The organism is Acidovorax radicis, assembly GCF_020510705.1.
In the GTDB taxonomy this organism is placed as follows: Bacteria; Pseudomonadota; Gammaproteobacteria; order Burkholderiales; family Burkholderiaceae_C; genus Acidovorax; species Acidovorax radicis_A.
The window spans coordinates 201,332-221,921 of sequence record NZ_CP075184.1 but is presented as its reverse complement, the minus strand read 5'-3'; the positions used below and the strand labels follow the sequence as shown (position 1 = coordinate 221,921).

The following is a 20,590-nucleotide window of genomic DNA, read 5'->3' as shown; positions in this document are numbered from 1 at the left end:
ATTCAATAGCTGCTTGCGCTTGATGGACAAGCGCTAGAGGCCAAAAAGGAAAGAATCATGAAGCTGCAACAAGGAATGACCGCCCTCGTTACCGGCGGCGTCTCGGGCCTGGGCGAGGCCTCGGCCATCGCGCTGCTGGAGCGTGGCCTGAACGTGGTGGCCGTGGACCTGAACGACGAACGCGGCCAGGCCATGGAACAACACTACGCAGGCCGCCTGCGCTACGTGAAAGCCGATGTGGCGGACGCCGAGCAGATGGCCCAGGCCATTGCCGCGGCCGAGGCCTTTGGCAACTTCCGCGCGCTGGTGCACTGCGCGGGCATCGGCGGGCCGGTGCGCCTGATCGAAAAAGATGGCAGCCCCGGTTCGCTCGAAAAGTACATCAACATCATCCGCGTCAACCAGATCGGCAGCTTCAACACCCTGCGCCTGGCGGCCGTGAGTATGGCCAAAAACGAACCGATCGACGGCGAGCGCGGCGTGTGCGTGCTCACCGCGTCGGTGGCGGGCTACGAAGGGCAGATCGGCCAGATCCCCTACGCCTCGTCCAAGGCGGGCGTGATCGGCATGACCATCGTGGCCGCGCGCGACCTGGCGTCCAAGTTCATCCGCGTGTGCACCATTGCCCCCGGCCTGTTTGACACGCCCATCCTGGCCAAGCTGCCCGAGAACGTGCGCCAGTCGCTGGCCGCCTCGGTGCCCCACCCGGCACGCCTGGGCCACCCCAGCGAGTACGCGCTGACTGCCCTGCACATCCTGGAGAACCCCATGCTCAACGGCGAGACCATCCGCCTCGATGGGGCCATTCGCATGGCACCGAGGTGACAACCCCCTGAGGCGCTACGCGCCTTCCCCCTTCTCTCTGCGCGCTTCGCCCTCCGGGAAGGGGGACGCAGCCAGCGCGGCAGGGCGGCCCTTGCGCGGCTGCCTTGGTCTGGGCAGCGCCAATGTCAGAGGTCGGGGCTACGCAATGCGGTGAACAACGCCGCGAAGCACTGAAAGGATTTTTTGATGGCATCCACGGTACTGGTCGAAGTGCGCGGCAACGTGCAAATCATGACGCTGAGCAACGCCGAGGCACGCAATGCCGCCACGCTGGAGATGGCCGAGGCCATGGTGGCCGCGCTCGATGCGCTGGACAGCAACCCGGCGCTGCAGGTAGGCATCGTCACCGGCGCGGGTGGCACCTTCTGTGCGGGCATGGACTTGAAGGGCTTCCTGCAGGGCAAGCGCCCGAGCATCGCCGGGCGGGGGTTTTGTGGCCTCACGCAACAGCCGCCGCGCAAACCGCTGATCGCCGCCGTCGAGGGCTACGCGCTGGCCGGTGGCTTCGAGCTGGTGCTGGCCTGCGACCTGATCGTGGCCGCCCGTACGGCCAAGTTCGGCCTGCCCGAGGTCAAGCGGGGTTTGGCGGCCACCGCTGGTGGCCTGTTGCGCCTGCCCAAGCGCCTGCCCTACCACGTCGCCATGGAATGCATCCTCACCGGCGACATGTTCGGCGCCGAGCGCGCCCAGGCCCATGGCCTGGTCAACCGCCTGGTCGAGCCCGGCCAGGCGCTGGACGCCGCCCTGGAACTGGCCCAGACCGTGGCAGCCAATGGCCCGCTGGCGCTGATCGCCAGCAAGCGCGTGGCGCAAGAGTCGGCCGACTGGCCGCAGGCCGAGATGTTTGACCGCCAGGCCGTGATCACCGCGCCGGTATTCGCCTCGCAAGACGCACGCGAAGGGGCCACGGCCTTTGCCGAAAAGCGCCCGCCTGTCTGGCAAGGTGTTTGATGAAATAAGAGGCTCAAACGCCCGTCCATAAAGCGCAATACGCTATTTATTCAATAGCAATTGACAGCCCAGCACTACCAGGACCGAAGGAGACAAAACATGCCTTTCCACCATCACCGCCAAGCGCTGCGCCTGGCGGGCGCTAGCGCCCTGCTGGGCCTGGCCGCGCTGGCGACGTCGCAGCCCGCCCGGGCCGACGCCGCGTGGCCCACGCGTCCCATCACCTTCGTCGTGCCCGGTGCGGCCGGCGGCACCACCGACACGCCTGCACGCTTCATGGCACAAAAGCTCAGCGAGCGGCTGGGCCAGCCCATCGTGGTGGACAACAAGCCCGGCGCGGGCGGCTCGTTGGGCAGCAGCCTCGTGGCGCGCTCCCAGCCTGACGGCTACACCGTGCTGGTGGGCAACACCGGCTCCAACGCCATCAATTACACCGCCTACCAGAAGCTCCCCTACAAGGCCGAGGACTTCATTGCGTTGACCGACATGATCTCGTTCGCCAACGTGCTGGTCGTGCCGGTGAAGTCGCCCATCAAAAGCCTGAAAGACCTCGTCGCCGCCGCCAAGCGCGAGCCGGGCAAGCTGGCGTTTTCGTCTGCGGGCGTGGGCCAGACCACGCACCTGATGGGTGAGCTGCTGCGCCAGAGCGCGGGCGTCGATGTGGTCCATGTGCCCTACAAGGGCTCCGCCCCGGCCACCATGGCCATCGTGGGCGGCGAAACGCAATTCATGTTCGACAACCTCACGGGATCGCTGGGCCACGTCAAGGACGGCAAGCTGCGCGCGCTGGCCGTGACCGGCGCCACGCGCGAGCCCGAGCTGCCCGACGTGCCCACCATGGCCGAGCTGGGCATGAAGGACTTCGACAAGGTGGGCTGGATGGGCTTTTTCGTGCCCGCCAAGACGCCACCGGCGGTGGTGAAGAAGCTCACCGACAACCTCATCGCTGTGTTGCAGGACCCGGCCGTGGTCCAGCGCTACCGCGAACTCGGTGGCCGCCCCGGCGGCATGGCGAGCGAGCAGTTCTCGAAGATCGTGGAGCGCGACCGCCAGGACTGGGGCGACTTGATTCGCAGCCAGAAATTGCAACTGGATTGAGGACACACCATGCACATCCCCCCAACCTTCGCAGGCCGCCACGTGTTCGTGGCTGGCGGCAGCAGTGGCATCAATCTCGGCATCGCCCAGGCGTTTGCCCGCGCGGGCGCCCATGTCACCGTGATGAGCCGATCGCCCGACAAGGTGCAGCAGGCGGCCGACGGGCTGCGCGCGCTGGGTGCGCAGGCGCTGGGCATCAGCACCGATGTGCGCGACCCGGTGGCGGTGGAAACCGCGCTACGCCAGGCGCATGCGCAGTTCGGTGACATCGATGTGCTGGTCTCGGGCGCTGCGGGCAACTTCATTGCCCCCGCCAAGGACTTGTCGCCCAACGGCTTCAAGACCGTGATCGACATTGACCTGAACGGCACTTTCCACGTGTTGCGCCTAGCCTATCCGATGCTGAGGAAGCCAGGTGCCAGCGTCATCAACATTTCGGCGCCACAGGGCGTCAACCCCACCATGTACCAGGTGCACGCCTGCGCGGCCAAGGCCGGCATCGACATGATGACGCGCGTGCTGGCCATGGAATGGGGCGAGGCAGGCGTGCGCGTGAACGCCATAGCGCCCGGCCCCATTGCCGATACCGAAGGCATGCGCCGGCTTGCGCCCACCCCTGAGGCGCTGGCCAACGCGGTCGCCACCGTGCCGTTGCAACGCATGGGCACGCTGGAGGACATTGCCCACGTGGCGCTGTTCCTGTCGTCGCCGCAGGCCAGCTTTGTGACGGGCGCCGTCATCCCCGTGGACGGTGGCTCATCGCTGCACGGTGGACGCGACATGCGCGCGTCCTATGTGCCCCGGAGCGCGGCATGACCACAAGCTATGAACGCATCGCTTTCGAGGTGCAGGACGGCGTGGCCACGCTGACCCTGAGCAACCCCGACAAACGCAACGCCTTCGACCCCGCCATGCGCGGTGAGATGGCCGAGGTGGTGCGCCAGGTGCAGGGCGACCCGGCCATTCGCGCGCTGGTGCTGACGGGCGCGGGCGCACATTTCTGCTCGGGCGGCGACCTGGGCAACATAGCGGCCAGCGGCCTGGACAACGGTGGCTGGCGCCGCCGCCTGACCAGCCTGCACGACTGGCTCAAGGACCTGATGCTGCTGGACAAGCCGGTGGTCGCGGCCGTGGATGGCGCGGCCTATGGCGCGGGCTTCAGCTTGGCGCTGGCGGCCGACTTCATCATCGCCAGCACACGCGCGCGCTTTGCCATGTCTTTCATCCGCATGGGCGTGGTGCCGGACTGCGCGGCGTTCTATACCCTGCCGCGCGTCGTCGGCGTGCAGCGTGTGCGTGAGCTGATGCTGTCGGGGCGCGAGGTGTCTGCGCAGGAAGCGCTGCGGCTGGGCATTGCCTTTGAACTGGCCGAACCCGAGGCACTGCAAGCACGCGCCCACGTGATCGCGCACAGCTTTGTAAACGCCTCGCCGGTGGCGCTGAGCCTGATCAAGCGCTCGCTGAGCCTGACCGCCAGCGACCTGCCTTCGCTGCTGGAGCAGGAAGCCAACGCCCAGGCCCTGGCCATGGGCACGCCCGAACACCGCGAGGCCGTGCACTGCTTTCTGGAGAAAAAACCGCTGCCCTTTCAGTGGCCGCAGGCGTGAGAGCGTGGGCTGCCAATGAATCAAGCGAAAATCAGCGGTTTTTCGAGGTCCATGTGAACGTGAACGCAGATCCAGACGGCAAATTGGTCAGCGCCCTGGTGCGCGGCGTTTCCATATTGCGGTGCTTTTCGAACAAATGCCAGGAGCTCAGCGCCAAGGAACTGATGGACCTGACCGGCCTGCCCAAGCCCACGCTGTTCCGCCTCACGGACACCTTGTGCGAGTTGGGCCTGCTGCGCTACTCGGAGCGGCTGTCCAAGTACGTGCCCGGGCTGGGCCTGCTCGGCCTGTCCTCGCCGGTGCTCACCCGCCTGGCCCTGCGGCAATTCGCCCGGCCGCAGATGCAGGCGCTGGCCGACCTGACCGAGGGGCAAGTGCAGCTGGCGGTGGGCTTTCGGCGCGAGCTGTGCCTTGTGGAGCAGGCCAACAGCCTGGGCAACCCCATCTTCCGGCCCGAGGTGGGCGTGCGCACCTCGCTGTCGCGCACCGCCTCGGGCCGCGCCTATCTGCTGGGCCTGCCCGATATGGAGCGCAACGCCTACCTGCGCGACCTGCGCGCCACAGACCCGCAGCGCGCCGATTGGCTGGATCAGCGGCTCGACGATGCACGCCACGATCTGGCCGCGAACGGCTTTTGCCGCAGCCACGGCGACCTGCACCGCGAGCTGGAGTCGATCGCCGTGGCCATGTCCAAGCCGCAGGACGGCGAGCTGTGGGTGTTCGCCGTGACGCTGCCCGTCTACAGCCCCCTGTGCGGCAAGCTGGAGACCGAGGTCGGCCCGCGCCTGCGCACGCTGGTGCGGTCGGTAGAGAGCGTGCTTGGGACCTCGGGCCTGTCGTGACGCGCCCTCTCCAGCAACACACAACACAACCGAAGGAGACATCGTGAAGGTTCTGGACAGCGTACGTGTGCTGGAGATTGGTGGCCTGGGGCCGGGGCCGTTTTGTGCCATGCACCTGGCCGACCTGGGGGCGGATGTGATCTCGGTGGTGCGCGAGGCCAAGGGCAAGACGCCCACGGGCCCGCTGCTCAACCGGGGCAAGCGCTCGGTGTTCGCCGACCTCAAGACCGAGGGGGGCCGCCAGCTGGTGCTGGCGCTGGTGGCCGAGGCCGATGCGCTCATTGAGGGCATGCGCCCCGGCGTGATGGAGCGCCTGGGCCTGGGCCCCGAGGAGTGCCAACGCATCAACCCCCGCCTGGTGTACGGGCGCATGACCGGCTGGGGCCAGAGCGGGCCGCTGGCGCCGCGTGCCGGACACGACACCAACTACGCCGCCGTCAGTGGCGCGCTGTGGGGCTGCGGCCCCTTTGACGCGCGGCCCGTGTCGCCCTTTGCCGTGCTGGGCGACATCGGCGGCGGTGCCCTCTACCTGATGACGGGGCTGCTGTCGGGCATCGTGCAGGCGCGCGCCACGGGCCGCGGCACGGTGGTGGACGCGGCCATCGTGGACGGCTCGGCCCACATGCTGAACCTGATGCTCAGCGCGCGCCAAAATGGCCTGGTGGCCGACGTGCGCGGGCAGAGCATCCACGACAGCGCGCCGTTCTACGACACCTATGTCTGCGCAGACGGCAAGCACATCACCATCGGCGCCCTGGAGCCGCAGTTCTACGACGTGCTGCTCGATGCGCTGGGGCTCGCGGCAGATCCTGATTTCGTGGGTGCGCAATGGGACAAGCCCGTCTGGCCCGTGCGCCGCGCGCGCCTTGCCACCCTCTTCCTGGCGCAGCCACGCGCGCACTGGCAGGCGCTGCTGGAGCCCACGGATGCCTGCTTTGGCGCCGTGCTCAGCCCCCTGGAGGCCGCGCAGCACCCCCACATGCGTGCGCGCGGCGTGTACGCCGAACACCAGGGCGTGCTGCAGGCCACCCCCGCACCGCGCTTCGATGGCGCGGCCTATACACCCGCAGACGCCTGCCTGCCGGGCGCGCACACGCAGGCGATCATGGAAGGGCTGGGCCAGGCTGGCGCGCAGGCGGTGTGGCGGCAGCGCTCAGCACCCTAGGCAGCGCGGGGCAGCGCAAGGCAGGCTCCCCGCCACGGTGTGCCCATCAACGCGGGGATTCAACGTGGCTTTAACAGCGGCGGCGCTGGCAGCAACCGAAACGCCAACGAGGCCAGCGCGAGCCAGGCGGCAATGGCCAAGAGCACCACACGGTAAGGCTCCATGCCCCGGGCCCCGGCCCAAGCGCCCAGTGCGCCCGTCACCGATTGCATCAGGGCCACGCCCAGGAACATGGCCATGGTGAAAAGGGAGAGCGCACGCCCGGTCAACTCGGGCGGATAGGACGACCGCGCATCGCTGTATTGCAGGATGCTGTAGCCGGAAAGCAGCCCCATCAGAATCATCAGCGCCACGGTGGCGCCACCGTGGTGCAAAAAGGCCATGACCGCAAACAGGCTGGCCATCAACAGCGAGGCGTTGCCCACCCAGGCCCGGCGCCGATGCATGCCCGGGTCCATGCGCCCGAACACGGCCGGCGTGAACAGGGCGATCAACGACAGCGCCAACGCCACGTTGCCGCTGTCGAGCAGCGAGAAGCCAAAGCGATCCATCAGCAGCGGCCCCAGCCACAGGCCGCGCAGCGACAGGAAAGCCGCGTAACACGACATGCCCAACACGATGACGCCCCAGGTGTGGGGCAAGGTAAGCAGCGCGGCAAAGCCCGCCAGGGCCTGCCCCCAGCTTTCTGGGGCGCGCGGCGGGGCGTCAGGGTGCACAGGCTCACGCACCAGCGCGAAGATCAGCAGCCACGACAGCGCGCTCAGCGTGGAGAGCACGCCGAAACCCGCGCGCCACCCCCAGTGCTGCACCACCCAGGCCAACGGCGTGCCGGTGAACAGCAGGCCCAGGCCGCCCACCCCCATGGACATGCCCGAGAAAAAAGCAAACCGCTCGGCCGAAAAATGCCGGGCAATGAACAGCGTGCAGGCCACAAAGGCCGGCGAATAGCCAACCCCGATAAGCACCTGCCCGGCCATGAGCCAGCCGTAGCTGGGCGCCAGGGCCGACAAGGCGGCGCCAGCAATGCCCAGGGGCGCAGCCGCAAGCACCGTGCGGCGCAAGCCGTAGCGGTCCAGGCCAATGCCCATGAGCAATTGCGCCACGCCAAAGGACAGGCCGAACAGCCCCGCAAATGCGCCCAGCGATGAGGCCTGCAGGCCGAAATCCACCTGCAGGCCCTGGGCCACGATGGAGGTGGTGGTGCGGTACGCCTGGCTCAGTGCAAAGCCCGACAGCAGGGCCAGCAACATCACCCAAAGAGGTTGCGCGGGGGACGGTTTGACCGTGGAGGAAGTGGACGTTGATGGCATGGAGTGATTGTGCGGGCGCGGGGTGCGGTCTGCGGCTTCGCGCTGCCTTGCGCACACGCGGTATGCACTTGCGCGCTTTGGCCGGTTTCAGCGAAAGGCCAGGCGCTGCTGCGCGCGGGCGTGGCGCTGCAGGGTGTGCTGCGCCTGCGCCAGCACCGGCGCATCCACCATGCGACCGTCAAGCACGCAGACGCCGCCACCGGCCTGCTGCAGCGCCTGCTGCACGCGCAGCGCGTGGGCCACGGCCGCTTCGTCGGGGTCGAAGGCGGCATGCAGCACCGGCACCTGTGCCGGGTGGATGCACAGCTTGCCGCCAAAGCCCATGCGCCGGGCGCGCTCGGCGTCGCGGGCCATGCGCTCGGGGTTGCGCGTGTCCACCGTCACGCCGTCAAGGGGTGCGGCCAGCCCCGCGCGGCGCGAGGCGAATACCAGGGCCAGGCGCACGGGCAGCAGTTCTTCTTCGGTGTCACCACAGGCCATGCCGGCATCGACCTGGAAGTCCAGGTGCCCGAAGGCCAGGCGAACCACCTGCGGCGCGGCCGCCAGCGCGTCGGCGGCGGCAAGACCCGCCACGCTTTCCACCAGTGGCACCAGGGCCGCCTGCGGCCCACCCGCCTGGACCACAGCCTGCAGCGTTGATGCGCGCTCGGCCTTCGGCACCACGGCACCGGCAAGTCCCTGCGCCGTGAGTTGCGCCAGGGCCTGCAGGTCGGCAGCAAACCACGGGGAACCCTCGCTGTTGATGCGCACCAGCAGGCGCGCACGCGCCGATTTCTCCAGCGTGCCCACGGCCTGCGCCAGTGCGGCACGGGCGCGTTCCTTGTCGGCGGGGGCCACGGCGTCTTCCCAGTCGGCGATCACCACGTCGGCGCCGCTGGCCAGGGCCTTGGGTAGCCGCTCGGGCTGGGTGGCGGGCACGAACAGAAAGGAACAGGCCTGGGCCATCGAATCAAACATGGAGGCTTTCTTTTTTGGAAAACGGGGGTCACGCCAGCAGCGTTTGCACGCGCGGCCACTCCTGCACCCGCCACAGGTGCTGCACGGCGGCCTCGGCCTGCACGGCAGGCACCGCGCCGCCATAGGCCGCCAGGCGCAAGGCCTTGGCCGTGATTTCCTCGCGCGACAGGGTGTTGCCGGGATCGCCCTTGGGCTCGTCCACCCGGCCGTGCAGCATGCGGCCGTCGGTCGTCTGCACGGTGACCTTGCCGATCCAGCGCTGCGGGTAGGCGCCGTCCACCTCGGGGTCCAGCTCCATGCGCACCTTCTCGCGCAGGGCCACCGTGTCCGGGGCCAGGAACTGCGCGTCGAATTCGGTCAAACCCGCATGGCCAAAACGCGCCGCCAATGCCAGCACCGTACCCATGGAGAACTTGCTCTGGTGCACCGTGGCGGGCGAGACCACCGGCCCCAGCACGTCGATGGCGCCCTGGTGCACATGGCAGACCACCTGCGCGATGTCGGCGGGCGCCAGGCCGTGCTCGCGCATGACCTGCTGCAGCGCGTCGGCGGCCGGGTGCGTGTGGCGGCATGAGGCATGCCATTTGAACGACGTCTCGGCCGTGGCCCAGCGCCTCACCTTTCCACCCTCCAGCCCGTCCGTCAGCCTGGCCGGGTTGGCATCGCTGGACATGCCCGCGGCCATGCCCTGCGGCCCGGTGAAGATGTCCTGCGCACCGGTGAAGCCGTCCTTGGCCAGGTAGGCGGCCATCAGCCCCGCTGCGGCGGCGTGCGCGGTGTGCAGCTGCTTGCTGTCGGCTGCGGTGCGCAAAAATTCCCACAGCCCCGCCGACTGCGTGCCGGCCGAGCCAAACGCATGCTGCATCTGCGCGGGCGTCAGCTCCAGCAGGCGGCCCACGGCGGCGGCGGCGGCCAGCGTGCCGGCCGTGGCCGTGGTGTGGAACACCTTGTAGTGGCTACGGCCCAGAAATTCGCCCACGCGGATGCCCACCTCGTAGCCCGCCACGCAAGCGGCCATGAGCTGCGCGCCGCTGGCGCCAATGCTTTGTGCCACGGCCAGCGCGGGCGGGAACACTACGGCCGCCGGGTGGAACACCGAGCCGTTGTGCACATCGTCCTGCTCGGCCACATGCGCGGCGGCGGCGTTGGCCAGCGCAGCCATCATCGGCGAGCTGCTGGCACCGCGACCAATGACTTCGCTGGGGCCCGAGGCCGGGCCCTGCGACAGCGCAAAGCGCGCGATGCTGGCCACGGGCCGCGCCTGGCAGCCGGCCAGCACCGAGCCGAACCAGTCCACCCACAGGTCTTCGGCGCGGCGCTGCACGGGTGCGGGCACGTCGCTCCATTGCAGCGTGGCGGCCAACTGGGCCAGAGGGTGGATGGCGGCTTGGGTTTCTTGCTTCATTGAGGGCTCCAGGGCAGGCAGGAAAAGCGCTGCCAGCTATGTTTTTTGAATCAGAGGGGTTGGGGCGCCTGCAGTGCGTCGATCTGCTCGGCGCTCCAGCCCAGCTCGGCCAGGATGGCGGCGTTGTGCTGGCCCACAGCGGGCACGGCGTCCATGCGGTAATCGAACGCGCTGTTCACACCCGGTGGCAGCAGCGCGGGCACCGCGCCCGCAGGCGTGCCCACGCTGCACCAGCGCTGGCGCGCGACCAGCTGTGGGTGCGCCCACAGGTCGGCCATGTCGTTGACGCGCGCGTTGGCGATGCCGGCGGCGTCCAGACGCTCGACGACCTGGGCGGCGCTGAGCGTGGAGAACGCTTGCAGGATCAGCGCCTGCAGCGCGTCGCGGTGGGCGTTGCGCTGGCCGTTGGAACAGAAGCGCGCGTCTGTGGCCACCTCGGGGCGCTGCAGCACGGTGTCGCAAAAGGCCTTCCACTCGCGCTCGTTTTGCAGGCCCAGCATCACCGTCTTGCCATCGCCCGCCACGAACGGCCCATAGGGGTAGATGCTGGCGTGCGATGCGCCGGTGCGCGGCGGCGGGGGCGCGCCGTCGTAGGCGTAGTACATCGGGTAGCCCATCCACTCGCCCATGGCTTCGAGCATGGACACGTCAATATGGCTGCCCTCGCCCGTCTTGCCGCGCAGCAGCAAGGCCGACAGGATGTTGGTGTAGGCATACATGCCTGCGGCAATGTCGGCCACCGAGATGCCGGATTTGGAGGGCGTCTCGGGCGTGCCCGTCACGGACAGAAACCCTGCCTCGCTCTGGATCATCAGGTCGTAGGCCTTCTTGTCGCGATACGGCCCGTCGGCACCATAGCCGCTGATGTCGCAGACGATGAGCCGAGGGTTGTGGGCCTTCAGGGCTTCGTACGACAGGCCCATGCGCGCGGCCGCGCCGGGCGCCAGGTTCTGCACCAGCACGTCGGCCGTCTTCAAGAGCTGCAGCAGCGCGGCCTTGGCCTGCGGCTGCTTCGCATCGAGCGCCAGGCTCTCCTTGCTGCGGTTGATCCAGGTGAAGTGCGACGACTGGCCCCTCACGCGCTGGTCGTAGCCACGCGCGAAGTCGCCGCTGCCGGGGCGCTCGACCTTGATGACGCGCGCACCCAGGTCGGCCAGCTGGCGCGTGCAAAACGGCGCGGCCACCGCGTGCTCGAGCGAGACGACGGTGATGCCGTCGAGGGGGCGGGTCATAAAAGGCCTTTGCTCGGTTTCAGAAGGAGCGTGGAAGCCCGAGGATATGCTCGGCCACGTAGCTGTAAATCATGTTGGTCGATATCGGCGCCACCTGGTACAGGCGCGTTTCGCGGAATTTGCGCTCGATGTCGTATTCGCATGCGAAGCCAAAGCCGCCGTGGGTCTGCAGGCAGACGTTGGCGGCCTCCCAGCTGGCCTTGGCCGCCAGGTACTTGGCCATGTTGGCCTCGGCGCCTGCGTTCTGGTGGGCGTCGATCTTCTCGCAGGCCTTCCAGCGCATCAGGTTGGCGGCTTCCAGCTCGATGAAGGCATCGGCAATCGGGAACTGCACGCCCTGGTTCTGGCCGATGGGGCGGTTGAACACCACACGCTCCTTGGCGTACTTGGTGGCGCGGTCGATGAACCAGTAGCCATCGCCAATGCACTCGGCGGCAATCAGGGTGCGCTCGGCGTTCAGGCCGTCCAGCAGGGTCTTGAAGCCCTTGCCCTCTTCGCCCAGCAGCGCGTCCTCGGGGATTTCGAGGTTGTCGAAGAACAGCTCGTTGGTCTCGTGGTTGACCATGTTCAGGATGGGGCGCACGGTGAGGCCGTTGCCAATCGCCTGGTGCAGGTCGATCAGGAAGCAGCTCAGGCCGTCGGAGCGCTTTGTCACCTGGTCGGCAGGCGTGGTGCGGGCCAGCAGAATCATCAGATCGCTGTGCTGGATGCGCGAGATCCAGACCTTTTGCCCGTTGATGACCCAGCGGCCGTCCTTCTTCACCGCCGTGGTCTTGAGCTTGGTGGTGTCGCTGCCGGTGGTGGGCTCGGTCACGCCCATGGACTGGATGCGCAACTCGCCCGAGGCGATCTTGGGCAGGTACTTTTGCTTTTGCGCCTCGCTGCCGCTGCGCACGATGGCGTTCATCACGTACATCTGGCCATGGCAGGCGCCGGAGTTGCCGCCGCTGCGGTTGATCTCTTCCATGATGACCGAGGCCTCGGCCATGGTCAGGCCCGAGCCGCCGTATTCCTGCGGGATCAGCGCGGCCATCCAGCCGGCCTTGGTCAGGGCATCGACAAACGCCTCGGGGTAGCCTCGGGCCTCGTCGACCTTGCGGAAATATTCGTCGGGGAACTGGGCACAGAGGGCGCGCACGGCGTCGCGGATTTCCTGGTACTGGTCGGGCTGGTGGATCATGGTGGTTTTCAAGTGTTTTTGGGCTCTAGCGCTTTCGTAGCAAGCGCTAGCAGCTATTGATTTGGTAGTTTTCAGGCCAGCGTGGCCGTGCCCTGCATGGTCAGCCAGCCCTCGTGGTCCTGGGCCCACAGCTCCACGGTCTTGCCGTCGGCCGATGGCTTGCCGTGCACGCTGAAGGGGTGCAGATCGAAGGTGGGGCGCACCGCGCGGAAGTCGAACGTGGCCACCTGCACGCCGGGCAGACTGCGACGCAGCAGGTCCAGCAGCAGCGTGGCGATCAGCGGGCCGTGCACGATCAGGCCGGGGTAGCCCTCAACCTCGGTCACGTACTTGCGGTCGTAATGGATGCGGTGGCCGTTGAAGGTGAGCGCGGAGTAGCGGAACAGCAGCACGTCGTCGGGCACGATGGTGCGCGACCAGGCGGCCTGGCCGTCCAGGGGCGGCTTTTGCGGTGCGGGTGCCGGGTCACCGGGCTGGGCAGCACTGCGGTAGACGATGTCGTGCTCTTCGGTCAGCGCCAGACCCTGGGCATTGCGGTATTGGTGCTCCACCAGCACAAAAAGCAGCTCGCCCGTGCGCCCGGCCTTGTGCTTGACCGACTGAATGGTGGACGTGCGCTGCACCTCCTGGCCCACGCGCAGCGGGTTGGCGCCATCGCCCTGCATTTCCCAGCGCAGGCGCCCGCCCGCCCACATGCGGCGCGGCAGCGGCACGGGTGGCAAAAAGCCCCCGCGCTTGGGGTGGCCGTCGGGGCCGATCTCGCTTTGCCGGGCGTGCGGCAAAAAATACAGCCAGTGCCACAGCGGTGGCAGGGCGGTGCCAGCGGCGGGCGCCGGGTCGTCACGGTCCAGCGTGGCCGACAGCGCCGCCACGGGCATCGCCGTGAGGGTGTCGCCCAGGGTTTCGCTTTGGCCCTGCCAGGTCTGCAGGTGCGCGAGCAGGGCGTTGTCAATGGTGGGTTCTGTCATGGTCGCCATCGTGCGGGCTGGCGGTCGGCGGTGCAATCCGCGTTTGTGGAAGCGTGTCTTCGGCGCCCATGAAGCCCCTGCCCTTGCGCGACTGCTTTCATGCGGCCAAAGCCCGCCCTCTTGATTGCCGAATAGCGCACCGGGGCCTTTGCGTTCATGCTCGCAGCCATTGATTTCCATATCGCTAACGAAGGACGACAAACATGACGCAGAAGATGGTGCAGGACAAGGTAGTGGTGGTCACGGGGGCTGGCGGCGGCATCGGGCGCGACATGGCGCTGGCCCTGGCGGCGGCCGGCGCCAAGGTGGTGGTGAATGACATCGGGACCTCCACCACGGGCGAAGGCACCGACGCCGGCCCCGCGCAGAAGGTGGTCGATGAGATCAAGGCCGCTGGCGGCCAGGCCGTGGCCAACATGGACAGCGTGGCCGAGTCTGCTGCCGCCGGCCGCATCATCCAGTGCGCGCTGGACCACTTCGGCCGCATCGACGGCGTGGTCAACAACGCGGGCATCCTGCGCGACCGGTTCTTTCACAAGATGAGCCTGGACGAGTGGGACGCCGTGATCAAGGTGCACCTGTATGGCAGCTATTTCATGGCGCGCGCCGCCGCCAACCACTTCAAGGAACAGGAGAGCGGTGCCTTCGTGCACATGACCTCCACCTCGGGCCTGATCGGCAACCTGGGCCAGGCCAACTACAGCGCCGCCAAGCTGGGCCTGACGGCCCTGTCCAAGAGCATTGCGCTGGACATGCAGAAGTTCAACGTGCGCTCCAACTGCATCGCGCCGTTTGCCTGGAGCCGCATGATCGGCTCCATCCCCACCGACACGCCCGAGCAGCAGGCGCGCGTGGCCAAGATCCAGCAGATGACACCCAACAAGATCGCGCCGCTGGCCGTGTACCTGCTGTCCGACCAGGCCAAAGATGTGAACGCCCAGGTGTTTGCCGTGCGCAACAACGAAATCTTTTTGATGAGCCAACCGCGCCCCCTGCGCTCGGTGCACCGCAGCGAGGGCTGGACGCCCGAGTTCATCGCCGAGCACGGCATGCCGGCGCTCAAGGCCTCGTTCGTTCCCATGGACCGCTCGGCCGACGTGTTCAGCTGGGATCCGGTGTAGCAGAAGCAACCCCCTGAGGCGCTGCGCGCCTTCCCCCTTCTCTCGCATCGCTGCGCGCTGCGGGAAGGGGGACGCAGCCCTCGCTGCGGGGCGGCCCTTGCTCGGCTGCCCTGGCCTAGGGGAGCGCCGGTTGCCGGGGTTGTGCAGAGACGCAAAGCGTCATGGAAGATCGAAATGGCTATTGACTACCAACACTTGAAAAACCGGGCCTTTGCCCCCGTGCACCAGCACTACACCGAACGCGAAACCATGCTGTATGCGCTCAGCCTTGGGCTGGGCAACGACCCGCTGGACGCCGCCGCCCTGCCCTTTGTCTATGAGGGCCTGGAAGGCGGCCTGCGCGCCCTGCCCACGCAAGCCGTGGTGCTGGGCTACCCCGGCTTCTGGGCGCGCGAGCCGGACACGGGCATCGACTGGGTGAAGCTCTTGCACGGCGAGCAGCGGGTGCGCTGGCACCAGGCGCTGCCTGCCAGCGGCGACGTCGTGGGCCACAACCGCATCACGCACCTGACCGACAAGGGGGAGGACAAGGGCGCCATCATGATCACGGAGCGGCGCCTCGAATCCGCCGCGGGCGAGCTGCTGGCCACCGTGCAGCAGGTGACCTTCTTGCGCGGCGACGGCGGCTACAGCCAGCAGGGCGGCGGCCAGCCCAGCGACGCACCGCTGCCCGCGCTGCCCCCCACGCCCGAGGACCGCGCGCCCGACGTCACCAACACGCAAGCGATCCGCCCCGAGGCAGCGCTGCTGTACCGCCTGATGGGCGACACCAACCCATTGCACGCCGACCCGGCCGTGGCCACCAAGGCGGGCTTTGAGCGCCCCATCCTGCACGGCCTGGCCAGCTATGGCCTGGTGGCGCACGCGGTGCTGCGCCAGTGCGCGGGGGGCGACCCCACGCGCCTGAAGGCGCTGGACATCCGCTTTGCCGCGCCGGTGTACCCGGGCGAGACCCTGGTGACCGAGATCTGGCGCGTGCCCGGGCAAGCGGGGCAATTTCAGTTGCGCGCCCGTGTGGCGGAGCGCAACAAGGTGGTGCTGAGCCACGGGTTTGCCGAGCTGGTCTGAACTATCAAAAAGTGAGCTAGCAGCGCTTTCTGCACAAGCGCCAAAGCCCATTTTCATCCATAACAATCCCAGGAGAACGCCATGAGCGCATCCCCCGTGTTGACCTCGGTGCTGGACGGCATCGGCACCATCACCCTGAACCGCCCCGAAGCGCGCAACGCGCTCAGCATGGACATGCGCCCGGCCCTGGCCGCCGCGATTGCACAGATGCGTGACGACGCGCAGGTGCATGCCGTCATCCTCACCGGCGCGGGCGGCGCCTTCTGCTCGGGCGGTGACATCTCGGCCATGCTCGACACCAGCCGCACCGGCCTGGCGTTTCGCACCGGCATGCGCGAGCTGCACCAGTGGTTCCCCGAGCTGGTGAACCTGGAAAAGCCCGTGATCGCCGCCGTGGACGGCCCGGCCTTTGGCGCGGGCCTGAGCCTGGCGCTGGCGGCCGATTTTGTACTGGCCACACGCCGTGCCAAGTTCTGCGCGGTGTTCGGGCGCATCGGCCTGGTGCCCGACCTGGGCGCCCTGCACCTGCTGCCGCGCATCGTGGGCCAGCAAAAAGCCAAGGAGTTGGTCTTCACCGCGCGCACGGTCGATGCTGACGAGGCCCAGCAGCTCGGCATGGTCTACGACATCGTCGAAGACGGGGCCGCGCTGACCGAGGCCGCGCGGGCGCTGGCGCGGCGCTTTGGCGAGGCGTCCACGGCCGCCATCGGTATGGCCAAGACCATCATGAACCAGTCCTTCGAGAGCGACGCGCGCACCATCGCCGAGCTGGAGTCCTACGCCCAGTCCATGTGCCGCGGCTCGGCCTACCACCAGGACGCGGTGCAGCGCTTCAAGGCCAAGGAGCCGCTGCGGTTCGACTGGGAAAAACTATGAGGCATCCCCCTGTGGCGCTGCGCGCCTTCCCTCTTCTCTCGCATCGCTGCGCGCTACGGGAAGGGGGACGCCGCCCGTGCGGCGGGGCGGCCCTTGCACGGCGGCCCTCGCCTGGGTTGCGCCAGTTACAGCGGATGCTGGCGGCGCGCAACGCCGTGGAGTATTGACATGAGCTTATTGGCAGAGCGGCTACAGGCGCTGATCCGCCCCGGCGACACGCTGTGGTGGGGCCAGGCCACGGCCGAGCCGCTGACGCTCACGCGCGCGCTGGTGGCGCACCGCCATGCGCTGGCGCAGGGCGGGCGGCTGCGGGTGTTCGTGGGCATTGGCGCATCGGACACGCTGCAGCCCGAGCAGGCCGATGCCATCGATTTTTTTGGCTACGCCGCAGGTGGGCCGCACCGCCGCCTGGCCGAAGCCGGCGTGCTCGACATCCTGCCCAGCCACTACTCGCACCTGCCCGGCCTGATCCGCGCCGGTGTGCTGCCCGTTGACGTGGTGCTGCTGCAGGTCTCGCCCCCCGACGAGGAGGGCCGCTACAGCCTGGGCCTGGCGCAGGAATACCTGCCCGCCGCGCTGGAGCAGGCGCGCGTGGTGATCGGCGAGGTCAACCCCGCCATCCCCTGGACCCACGGCAGCGTGCACCTGCAGGCCGGCGATTTCGCGCTGCTCATCGACGCCGAGCACCCACCGCTGGAGCAAAACCGCACCGCGCCCGGCCCGGTGGAGCAGGCCATTGCACGCCATGTCGCCGCACTGATCGATAACGGCGCCACGCTGCAGCTGGGCGTGGGTAACCTGCCCGAGGCCGTGCTGGCCGCGCTGCACGGCCACCGCGACCTGGGGCTGCACAGCGGTGCGGTGGGCGACGGCGTTGCCGCCCTGGCCGAAGCCGGAGTGCTGACCAACGCGAAGAAGAGCCTGGACACCGGCGTGGGCATCGGCGGCATCCTGATGGGCAGCGAGAAGCTGCGCCGCTGGGCGCACCGCAATCCCCAGTTGGCCTTGCGCGGCACCGACTACACGCACGACCCCGAGGTGCTCGCCGCCAGCCAGCAGCTGGCCGCCATCAACGCGGCCATCGAGGTGGACCTGACTGGCCAGATCAATGCCGAAGTGGCCGCTGGCGTGTATGTGGGGGCCGTGGGTGGTGCAGTGGACTTTTTGCGCGGCGCGGCGCGCAGCCACGGCGGCCTGCCCATCGTGGCGCTGCCCGCCACCGCCAAGGGCAAGACCCGCATCGTGGCCCGGTTGTCGGGCCCCGTGAGCACACCGCGCAGCGACGCGGGCCTGATCGTCACCGAGCATGGCGTGGCCGACCTGCGTGGCCAGCCGCTGTCGCGCCGCGTGCGCCGCCTGATCGACATTGCCGCCCCCGAACACCGCGAGGACCTGGAGCGCCAGGCCCACGAAACACTGCGCCACTGTGGCGCGGCGTTTCATCAAACTTGATAGCTAGTGGCGCTTATCTGATAAGCGTCAGCGGCCATTTTTATTCATATTCCAAGGAGACCCACCATGCGCAGAGCCGCCATCGTCACCCCCGTTCGCACCCCTGTCGGCACCTTCGGCGGCAGCCTGCGGCCCGTGCCCGTCGAGGAGCTGGCCGCCACCACCGTGCGTGCCGTGGTGCAGCGCAGCGGCATCGACCCCGCGCGCATCGATGACGTGGTCTTGGCCCAGTCGTACGCCAACAGCGAGGTGCCCTGCGTGGGCCGCTGGGCCGCGCTGCAGGCAGGGCTGCCGGTGTCGGTGCCGGGCATGCAGCTGGACCGCCGCTGCGGCGGCGGCCTGCAGGCCATCGTCACGGCCGCGATGATGGTGCAAAGCGGCGCCGCCGACGTCGTGATTGCCGGCGGCGTGGAGAGCATGAGCAACATCGAGTACTACAGCACCGACATGCGCTGGGGCGCTCGCTCGGGCAACGTGCGCTTTTTTGACCGGCTGGACCGCGGGCGCGAGCGCTCACAGCCAGTGGAGCGCTTCGGCAAGATCAGCGGAATGATCGAGACCGCCGAGAACCTGGCGCGCGACTACGGCATCACCCGCGAAGAGGCCGACGCCTATGCCCTGCGCAGCCACCAGCGCGCGGCGGCGGCCTGGGCGGCGGGGCGCTTTGCCGACGAGATCGTTGCCGTACCGGTGCCCCAGCGCAAGGGCGACCCGGTGCTTTTCAGCCAGGACGAGGGCTTCCGGCCCGAGACCACACCCGCAAGCCTGGCCAAGCTGCGCGCGCTGATGCCGGGCGGCACCGTCACGGCCGGCAACGCGAGCCAGCAAAACGATGCGAGCGCCGCCTGCCTGATCGTGGCCGAGGACAAGCTGGCCGAGCTGGGCCTGACGCCCATGGCCACGCTGGTAGGCTGGGCGGCGGCGGGCTGCGAGCCCTCGCACATGGGCATTGGCCCGGTGCCGGCCGTGAAAAAGCTGCTGGCGCGCCTGAACCTCCAACTCGAAGACATGGACCTGGTGGAACTCAACGAGGCGTTTGCCTGCCAGGTGCTGGCCGTGCTCAAGGGCTGGGAATGGCAGGACCAGGATGCCATCGCGCACAAGCTCAACGTCAACGGCTCAGGCATCTCGCTGGGCCACCCCATCGGCGCCACCGGCGTGCGCGTTCTGGCCACGCTGCTGCATGAGCTGCAGCGCCGCAAGGGCCGCTACGGGCTGGAGACGATGTGCATCGGCGGCGGCCAGGGCATTGCGGCGGTGTTCGAGCGAATCTGAAACAACCCCCTGAGGCGCCGCGCGCCTTCCCCCTTTTCTCTCTGCGCGCTTCGCGCTCAGGGAAGGGGGACGCAGCCCTTGCTGCGGGGCGGCCCTTGCTCGGCTGCCCTGATCTCAGGGTGCGCAAGTTTCATGCATCGCGGGTGAGGCGCACCGCAATAGGTCACGGACCTGCCGTCCTAAGAAGACCTGAACCCTGGCTTTGGCAAAAGCAGATTCCCACGGCGCTGGTTGGCGTTCACCATCGCTGTCCACAAGACCTATCGGAGACAAACCATGCATTCTTCCCACCGCCGCCTTGCCATGGCCGCACTGGCCCTGGCGCCCCTCGCCTTGGCCATGTCCCCCGCCGCCGCCCAGGACACGCAGCCCGTGCGCCTCATCGTCGGCTATGCCGCGGGTGGCCCGGTGGACCAGGGCGCGCGCCTGTTTGGCCAGGCACTGTCCAAAGAGCTGGGCTTGCCGGTCACGGTGGATAACAAGACCGGCGCCAACGCCACCATTGCCGGCAACGAGGTGGTGCGCGCCAAGCCCGATGGCCTCACGCTGTGGTTTGCCGCCAGTCCCACCATCACCATCAGCCCCAACGTGATGACCAAGATGCCGTTCGACCCGGCCAAGGACCTGGCGCCGGTGGCCCCCATCCTGAGCTACTACAACGTGCTGGTGGTCAACAACAACGAGCCCTACAAGAACGTGCGCGAGCTGGTGGCCTATGCCAAGGCCAACCCCGGCAAGCTGGCCTACGGTTCGGCCGGCGTGGGCGGCTCCAACCACCTGGGTGCGCTGCTGTTTGCCAACCGCAGCGGCATCGAGATGAACCACGTCCCTTACCGGGGCAACGCGCCAGCCATGACCGACGTCATCGGCGGCCAGCTCAACATGATGCTGGACATCATCAGCACGGCCAGCACCTACATCCACAGCGGCAAGGTGCGCGCGCTGGCCGTCACCTCGCCGCAGCGCAATGCCTCGCTGCCCGATGTACCCACCTTCGCCGAGTCGGGCATCGAGGGCCTCAAGGGCTTTGACGTGGGCGGCTGGTACGGCGTCTATGGCCCCAGGGGCATGGCGCCCGAACTGGTGGCCAAGCTCAACCAGGCCGTCAATGCAGCCCTCGCCCAGCCGGATCTGAAAAAACGCTACAAGGAACTGGGGTACGACGAATGGACGGGCAGCCCCCAGAAACTGGCCGAACGCGCCGCCAAGGAGCGCGCCATGTGGGCCACGGTGACCCAGGGCATCGTGGTGGATTGAG

General features: G+C 68.2%; 19 protein-coding genes. 13 read left to right on the top strand and 6 right to left on the bottom strand.

Annotation, left to right across the window (positions count from 1 at the left end; all coding sequences use genetic code 11):
- Window positions 1-57 precede the first annotated feature (57 nt).
- From KI609_RS00970 to KI609_RS00940, 7 genes are all read left to right on the top strand, one after another.
- Window positions 58-825, top strand: a complete 768-nt coding sequence (locus tag KI609_RS00970) for an SDR family NAD(P)-dependent oxidoreductase (RefSeq protein ID WP_226446216.1) — start codon at window positions 58-60, stop codon at window positions 823-825.
- A 186-nt stretch (window positions 826-1,011) separates the two neighbouring features.
- On the top strand, window positions 1,012-1,776 hold the full coding sequence (locus tag KI609_RS00965) for a crotonase/enoyl-CoA hydratase family protein (RefSeq protein WP_226446193.1): 765 nt from the start codon (window positions 1,012-1,014) through the stop codon (window positions 1,774-1,776).
- A 99-nt stretch (window positions 1,777-1,875) separates the two neighbouring features.
- On the top strand, window positions 1,876-2,874 hold the full coding sequence (locus tag KI609_RS00960) for a Bug family tripartite tricarboxylate transporter substrate binding protein (RefSeq protein WP_226446191.1): 999 nt from the start codon (window positions 1,876-1,878) through the stop codon (window positions 2,872-2,874).
- A 9-nt stretch (window positions 2,875-2,883) separates the two neighbouring features.
- On the top strand, window positions 2,884-3,690 hold the full coding sequence (locus tag KI609_RS00955) for an SDR family oxidoreductase (RefSeq protein WP_226446189.1): 807 nt from the start codon (window positions 2,884-2,886) through the stop codon (window positions 3,688-3,690).
- Window positions 3,687-4,481 carry an enoyl-CoA hydratase/isomerase family protein gene (locus KI609_RS00950; protein ID WP_226446187.1) on the top strand — a complete coding sequence of 265 codons (795 nt, stop codon included), beginning with the start codon at window positions 3,687-3,689 and terminating at the stop codon, window positions 4,479-4,481. Before KI609_RS00955 ends, KI609_RS00950 begins: the two co-directional genes overlap by 4 nt.
- A gap of 53 nt (window positions 4,482-4,534) precedes the next feature.
- Window positions 4,535-5,323, top strand: coding sequence for an IclR family transcriptional regulator (locus KI609_RS00945; RefSeq protein WP_413463358.1), 789 nt, complete (start codon window positions 4,535-4,537; stop codon window positions 5,321-5,323).
- A 43-nt stretch (window positions 5,324-5,366) separates the two neighbouring features.
- Window positions 5,367-6,488: a CaiB/BaiF CoA transferase family protein gene (locus KI609_RS00940; protein WP_226446175.1), complete on the top strand. Its 1,122-nt coding sequence runs from the start codon at window positions 5,367-5,369 to the stop codon at window positions 6,486-6,488.
- A gap of 59 nt (window positions 6,489-6,547) precedes the next feature.
- Here KI609_RS00940 and KI609_RS00935 read toward each other — a convergent pair whose 3' ends face one another.
- From KI609_RS00935 to KI609_RS00910, 6 genes are all read right to left on the bottom strand, one after another.
- Window positions 6,548-7,798 carry an MFS transporter gene (locus tag KI609_RS00935; protein WP_226446164.1) on the bottom strand — a complete coding sequence of 417 codons (1,251 nt, stop codon included), beginning with the start codon at window positions 7,796-7,798 and terminating at the stop codon, window positions 6,548-6,550.
- Window positions 7,799-7,885: 87 nt separating this feature from the next.
- Complete coding sequence (locus KI609_RS00930) at window positions 7,886-8,755, bottom strand: HpcH/HpaI aldolase/citrate lyase family protein (protein ID WP_226446162.1); 870 nt, start codon at window positions 8,753-8,755, stop codon at window positions 7,886-7,888.
- A 28-nt stretch (window positions 8,756-8,783) separates the two neighbouring features.
- Window positions 8,784-10,160, bottom strand: coding sequence for an MmgE/PrpD family protein (locus tag KI609_RS00925; protein WP_226446160.1), 1,377 nt, complete (start codon window positions 10,158-10,160; stop codon window positions 8,784-8,786).
- Window positions 10,161-10,210: 50 nt separating this feature from the next.
- Window positions 10,211-11,392: a CaiB/BaiF CoA transferase family protein gene (locus KI609_RS00920; protein ID WP_226446149.1), complete on the bottom strand. Its 1,182-nt coding sequence runs from the start codon at window positions 11,390-11,392 to the stop codon at window positions 10,211-10,213.
- Between the two features lie 19 nt (window positions 11,393-11,411).
- Window positions 11,412-12,572 (bottom strand): acyl-CoA dehydrogenase family protein, encoded by a 1,161-nt coding sequence (locus KI609_RS00915; RefSeq protein WP_226446146.1) that lies wholly within the window; start codon window positions 12,570-12,572, stop codon window positions 11,412-11,414.
- Between the two features lie 71 nt (window positions 12,573-12,643).
- Window positions 12,644-13,549 carry a MaoC family dehydratase N-terminal domain-containing protein gene (locus KI609_RS00910; protein ID WP_226446144.1) on the bottom strand — a complete coding sequence of 302 codons (906 nt, stop codon included), beginning with the start codon at window positions 13,547-13,549 and terminating at the stop codon, window positions 12,644-12,646.
- A 194-nt stretch (window positions 13,550-13,743) separates the two neighbouring features.
- On the opposite strand from KI609_RS00910, the gene KI609_RS00905 reads away from it, so the two are divergent.
- The 6 genes from KI609_RS00905 to KI609_RS00880 all read left to right on the top strand — a co-directional run bounded on the left by KI609_RS00905 (window position 13,744) and on the right by KI609_RS00880 (window position 20,589).
- The gene (locus KI609_RS00905) at window positions 13,744-14,661 is read left to right on the top strand and encodes an SDR family NAD(P)-dependent oxidoreductase (RefSeq protein WP_086910946.1); all 918 of its coding nucleotides are present in this window, start codon (window positions 13,744-13,746) and stop codon (window positions 14,659-14,661) included.
- A gap of 174 nt (window positions 14,662-14,835) precedes the next feature.
- Window positions 14,836-15,729 (top strand): MaoC family dehydratase, encoded by an 894-nt coding sequence (locus KI609_RS00900; protein WP_226446142.1) that lies wholly within the window; start codon window positions 14,836-14,838, stop codon window positions 15,727-15,729.
- 81 nt (window positions 15,730-15,810) lie between these two features.
- The gene (locus KI609_RS00895) at window positions 15,811-16,605 is read left to right on the top strand and encodes an enoyl-CoA hydratase/isomerase family protein (RefSeq protein ID WP_226446131.1); all 795 of its coding nucleotides are present in this window, start codon (window positions 15,811-15,813) and stop codon (window positions 16,603-16,605) included.
- Window positions 16,606-16,773: 168 nt separating this feature from the next.
- Window positions 16,774-18,057, top strand: a complete 1,284-nt coding sequence (locus KI609_RS00890; protein WP_226446121.1) for an acetyl-CoA hydrolase/transferase family protein — start codon at window positions 16,774-16,776, stop codon at window positions 18,055-18,057.
- 66 nt (window positions 18,058-18,123) lie between these two features.
- Window positions 18,124-19,332, top strand: coding sequence for an acetyl-CoA C-acetyltransferase (locus tag KI609_RS00885; protein ID WP_226446103.1), 1,209 nt, complete (start codon window positions 18,124-18,126; stop codon window positions 19,330-19,332).
- A gap of 276 nt (window positions 19,333-19,608) precedes the next feature.
- Entirely contained in the window at window positions 19,609-20,589 is a 981-nt protein-coding gene (locus KI609_RS00880; protein WP_226446092.1) for a Bug family tripartite tricarboxylate transporter substrate binding protein, read from the top strand.
- Window position 20,590 lies beyond the last annotated feature (1 nt).

Coding starts and splice junctions, on each gene's coding strand:
- KI609_RS00970 (WP_226446216.1), top strand. CDS start 58: ATGAAGCTGCAACAAGGAATGACCGCCCTCGTTACCGGCGGCGTCTCG.
- KI609_RS00965 (WP_226446193.1), top strand. CDS start 1,012: ATGGCATCCACGGTACTGGTCGAAGTGCGCGGCAACGTGCAAATCATG.
- KI609_RS00960 (WP_226446191.1), top strand. CDS start 1,876: ATGCCTTTCCACCATCACCGCCAAGCGCTGCGCCTGGCGGGCGCTAGC.
- KI609_RS00955 (WP_226446189.1), top strand. CDS start 2,884: ATGCACATCCCCCCAACCTTCGCAGGCCGCCACGTGTTCGTGGCTGGC.
- KI609_RS00950 (WP_226446187.1), top strand. CDS start 3,687: ATGACCACAAGCTATGAACGCATCGCTTTCGAGGTGCAGGACGGCGTG.
- KI609_RS00935 (WP_226446164.1), bottom strand. CDS start 7,798: ATGCCATCAACGTCCACTTCCTCCACGGTCAAACCGTCCCCCGCGCAA.
- KI609_RS00930 (WP_226446162.1), bottom strand. CDS start 8,755: ATGTTTGATTCGATGGCCCAGGCCTGTTCCTTTCTGTTCGTGCCCGCC.
- KI609_RS00925 (WP_226446160.1), bottom strand. CDS start 10,160: ATGAAGCAAGAAACCCAAGCCGCCATCCACCCTCTGGCCCAGTTGGCC.
- KI609_RS00920 (WP_226446149.1), bottom strand. CDS start 11,392: ATGACCCGCCCCCTCGACGGCATCACCGTCGTCTCGCTCGAGCACGCG.
- KI609_RS00915 (WP_226446146.1), bottom strand. CDS start 12,572: ATGATCCACCAGCCCGACCAGTACCAGGAAATCCGCGACGCCGTGCGC.
- KI609_RS00910 (WP_226446144.1), bottom strand. CDS start 13,549: ATGGCGACCATGACAGAACCCACCATTGACAACGCCCTGCTCGCGCAC.
- KI609_RS00905 (WP_086910946.1), top strand. CDS start 13,744: ATGACGCAGAAGATGGTGCAGGACAAGGTAGTGGTGGTCACGGGGGCT.
- KI609_RS00900 (WP_226446142.1), top strand. CDS start 14,836: ATGGCTATTGACTACCAACACTTGAAAAACCGGGCCTTTGCCCCCGTG.
- KI609_RS00895 (WP_226446131.1), top strand. CDS start 15,811: ATGAGCGCATCCCCCGTGTTGACCTCGGTGCTGGACGGCATCGGCACC.
- KI609_RS00890 (WP_226446121.1), top strand. CDS start 16,774: ATGAGCTTATTGGCAGAGCGGCTACAGGCGCTGATCCGCCCCGGCGAC.
- KI609_RS00885 (WP_226446103.1), top strand. CDS start 18,124: ATGCGCAGAGCCGCCATCGTCACCCCCGTTCGCACCCCTGTCGGCACC.
- KI609_RS00880 (WP_226446092.1), top strand. CDS start 19,609: ATGCATTCTTCCCACCGCCGCCTTGCCATGGCCGCACTGGCCCTGGCG.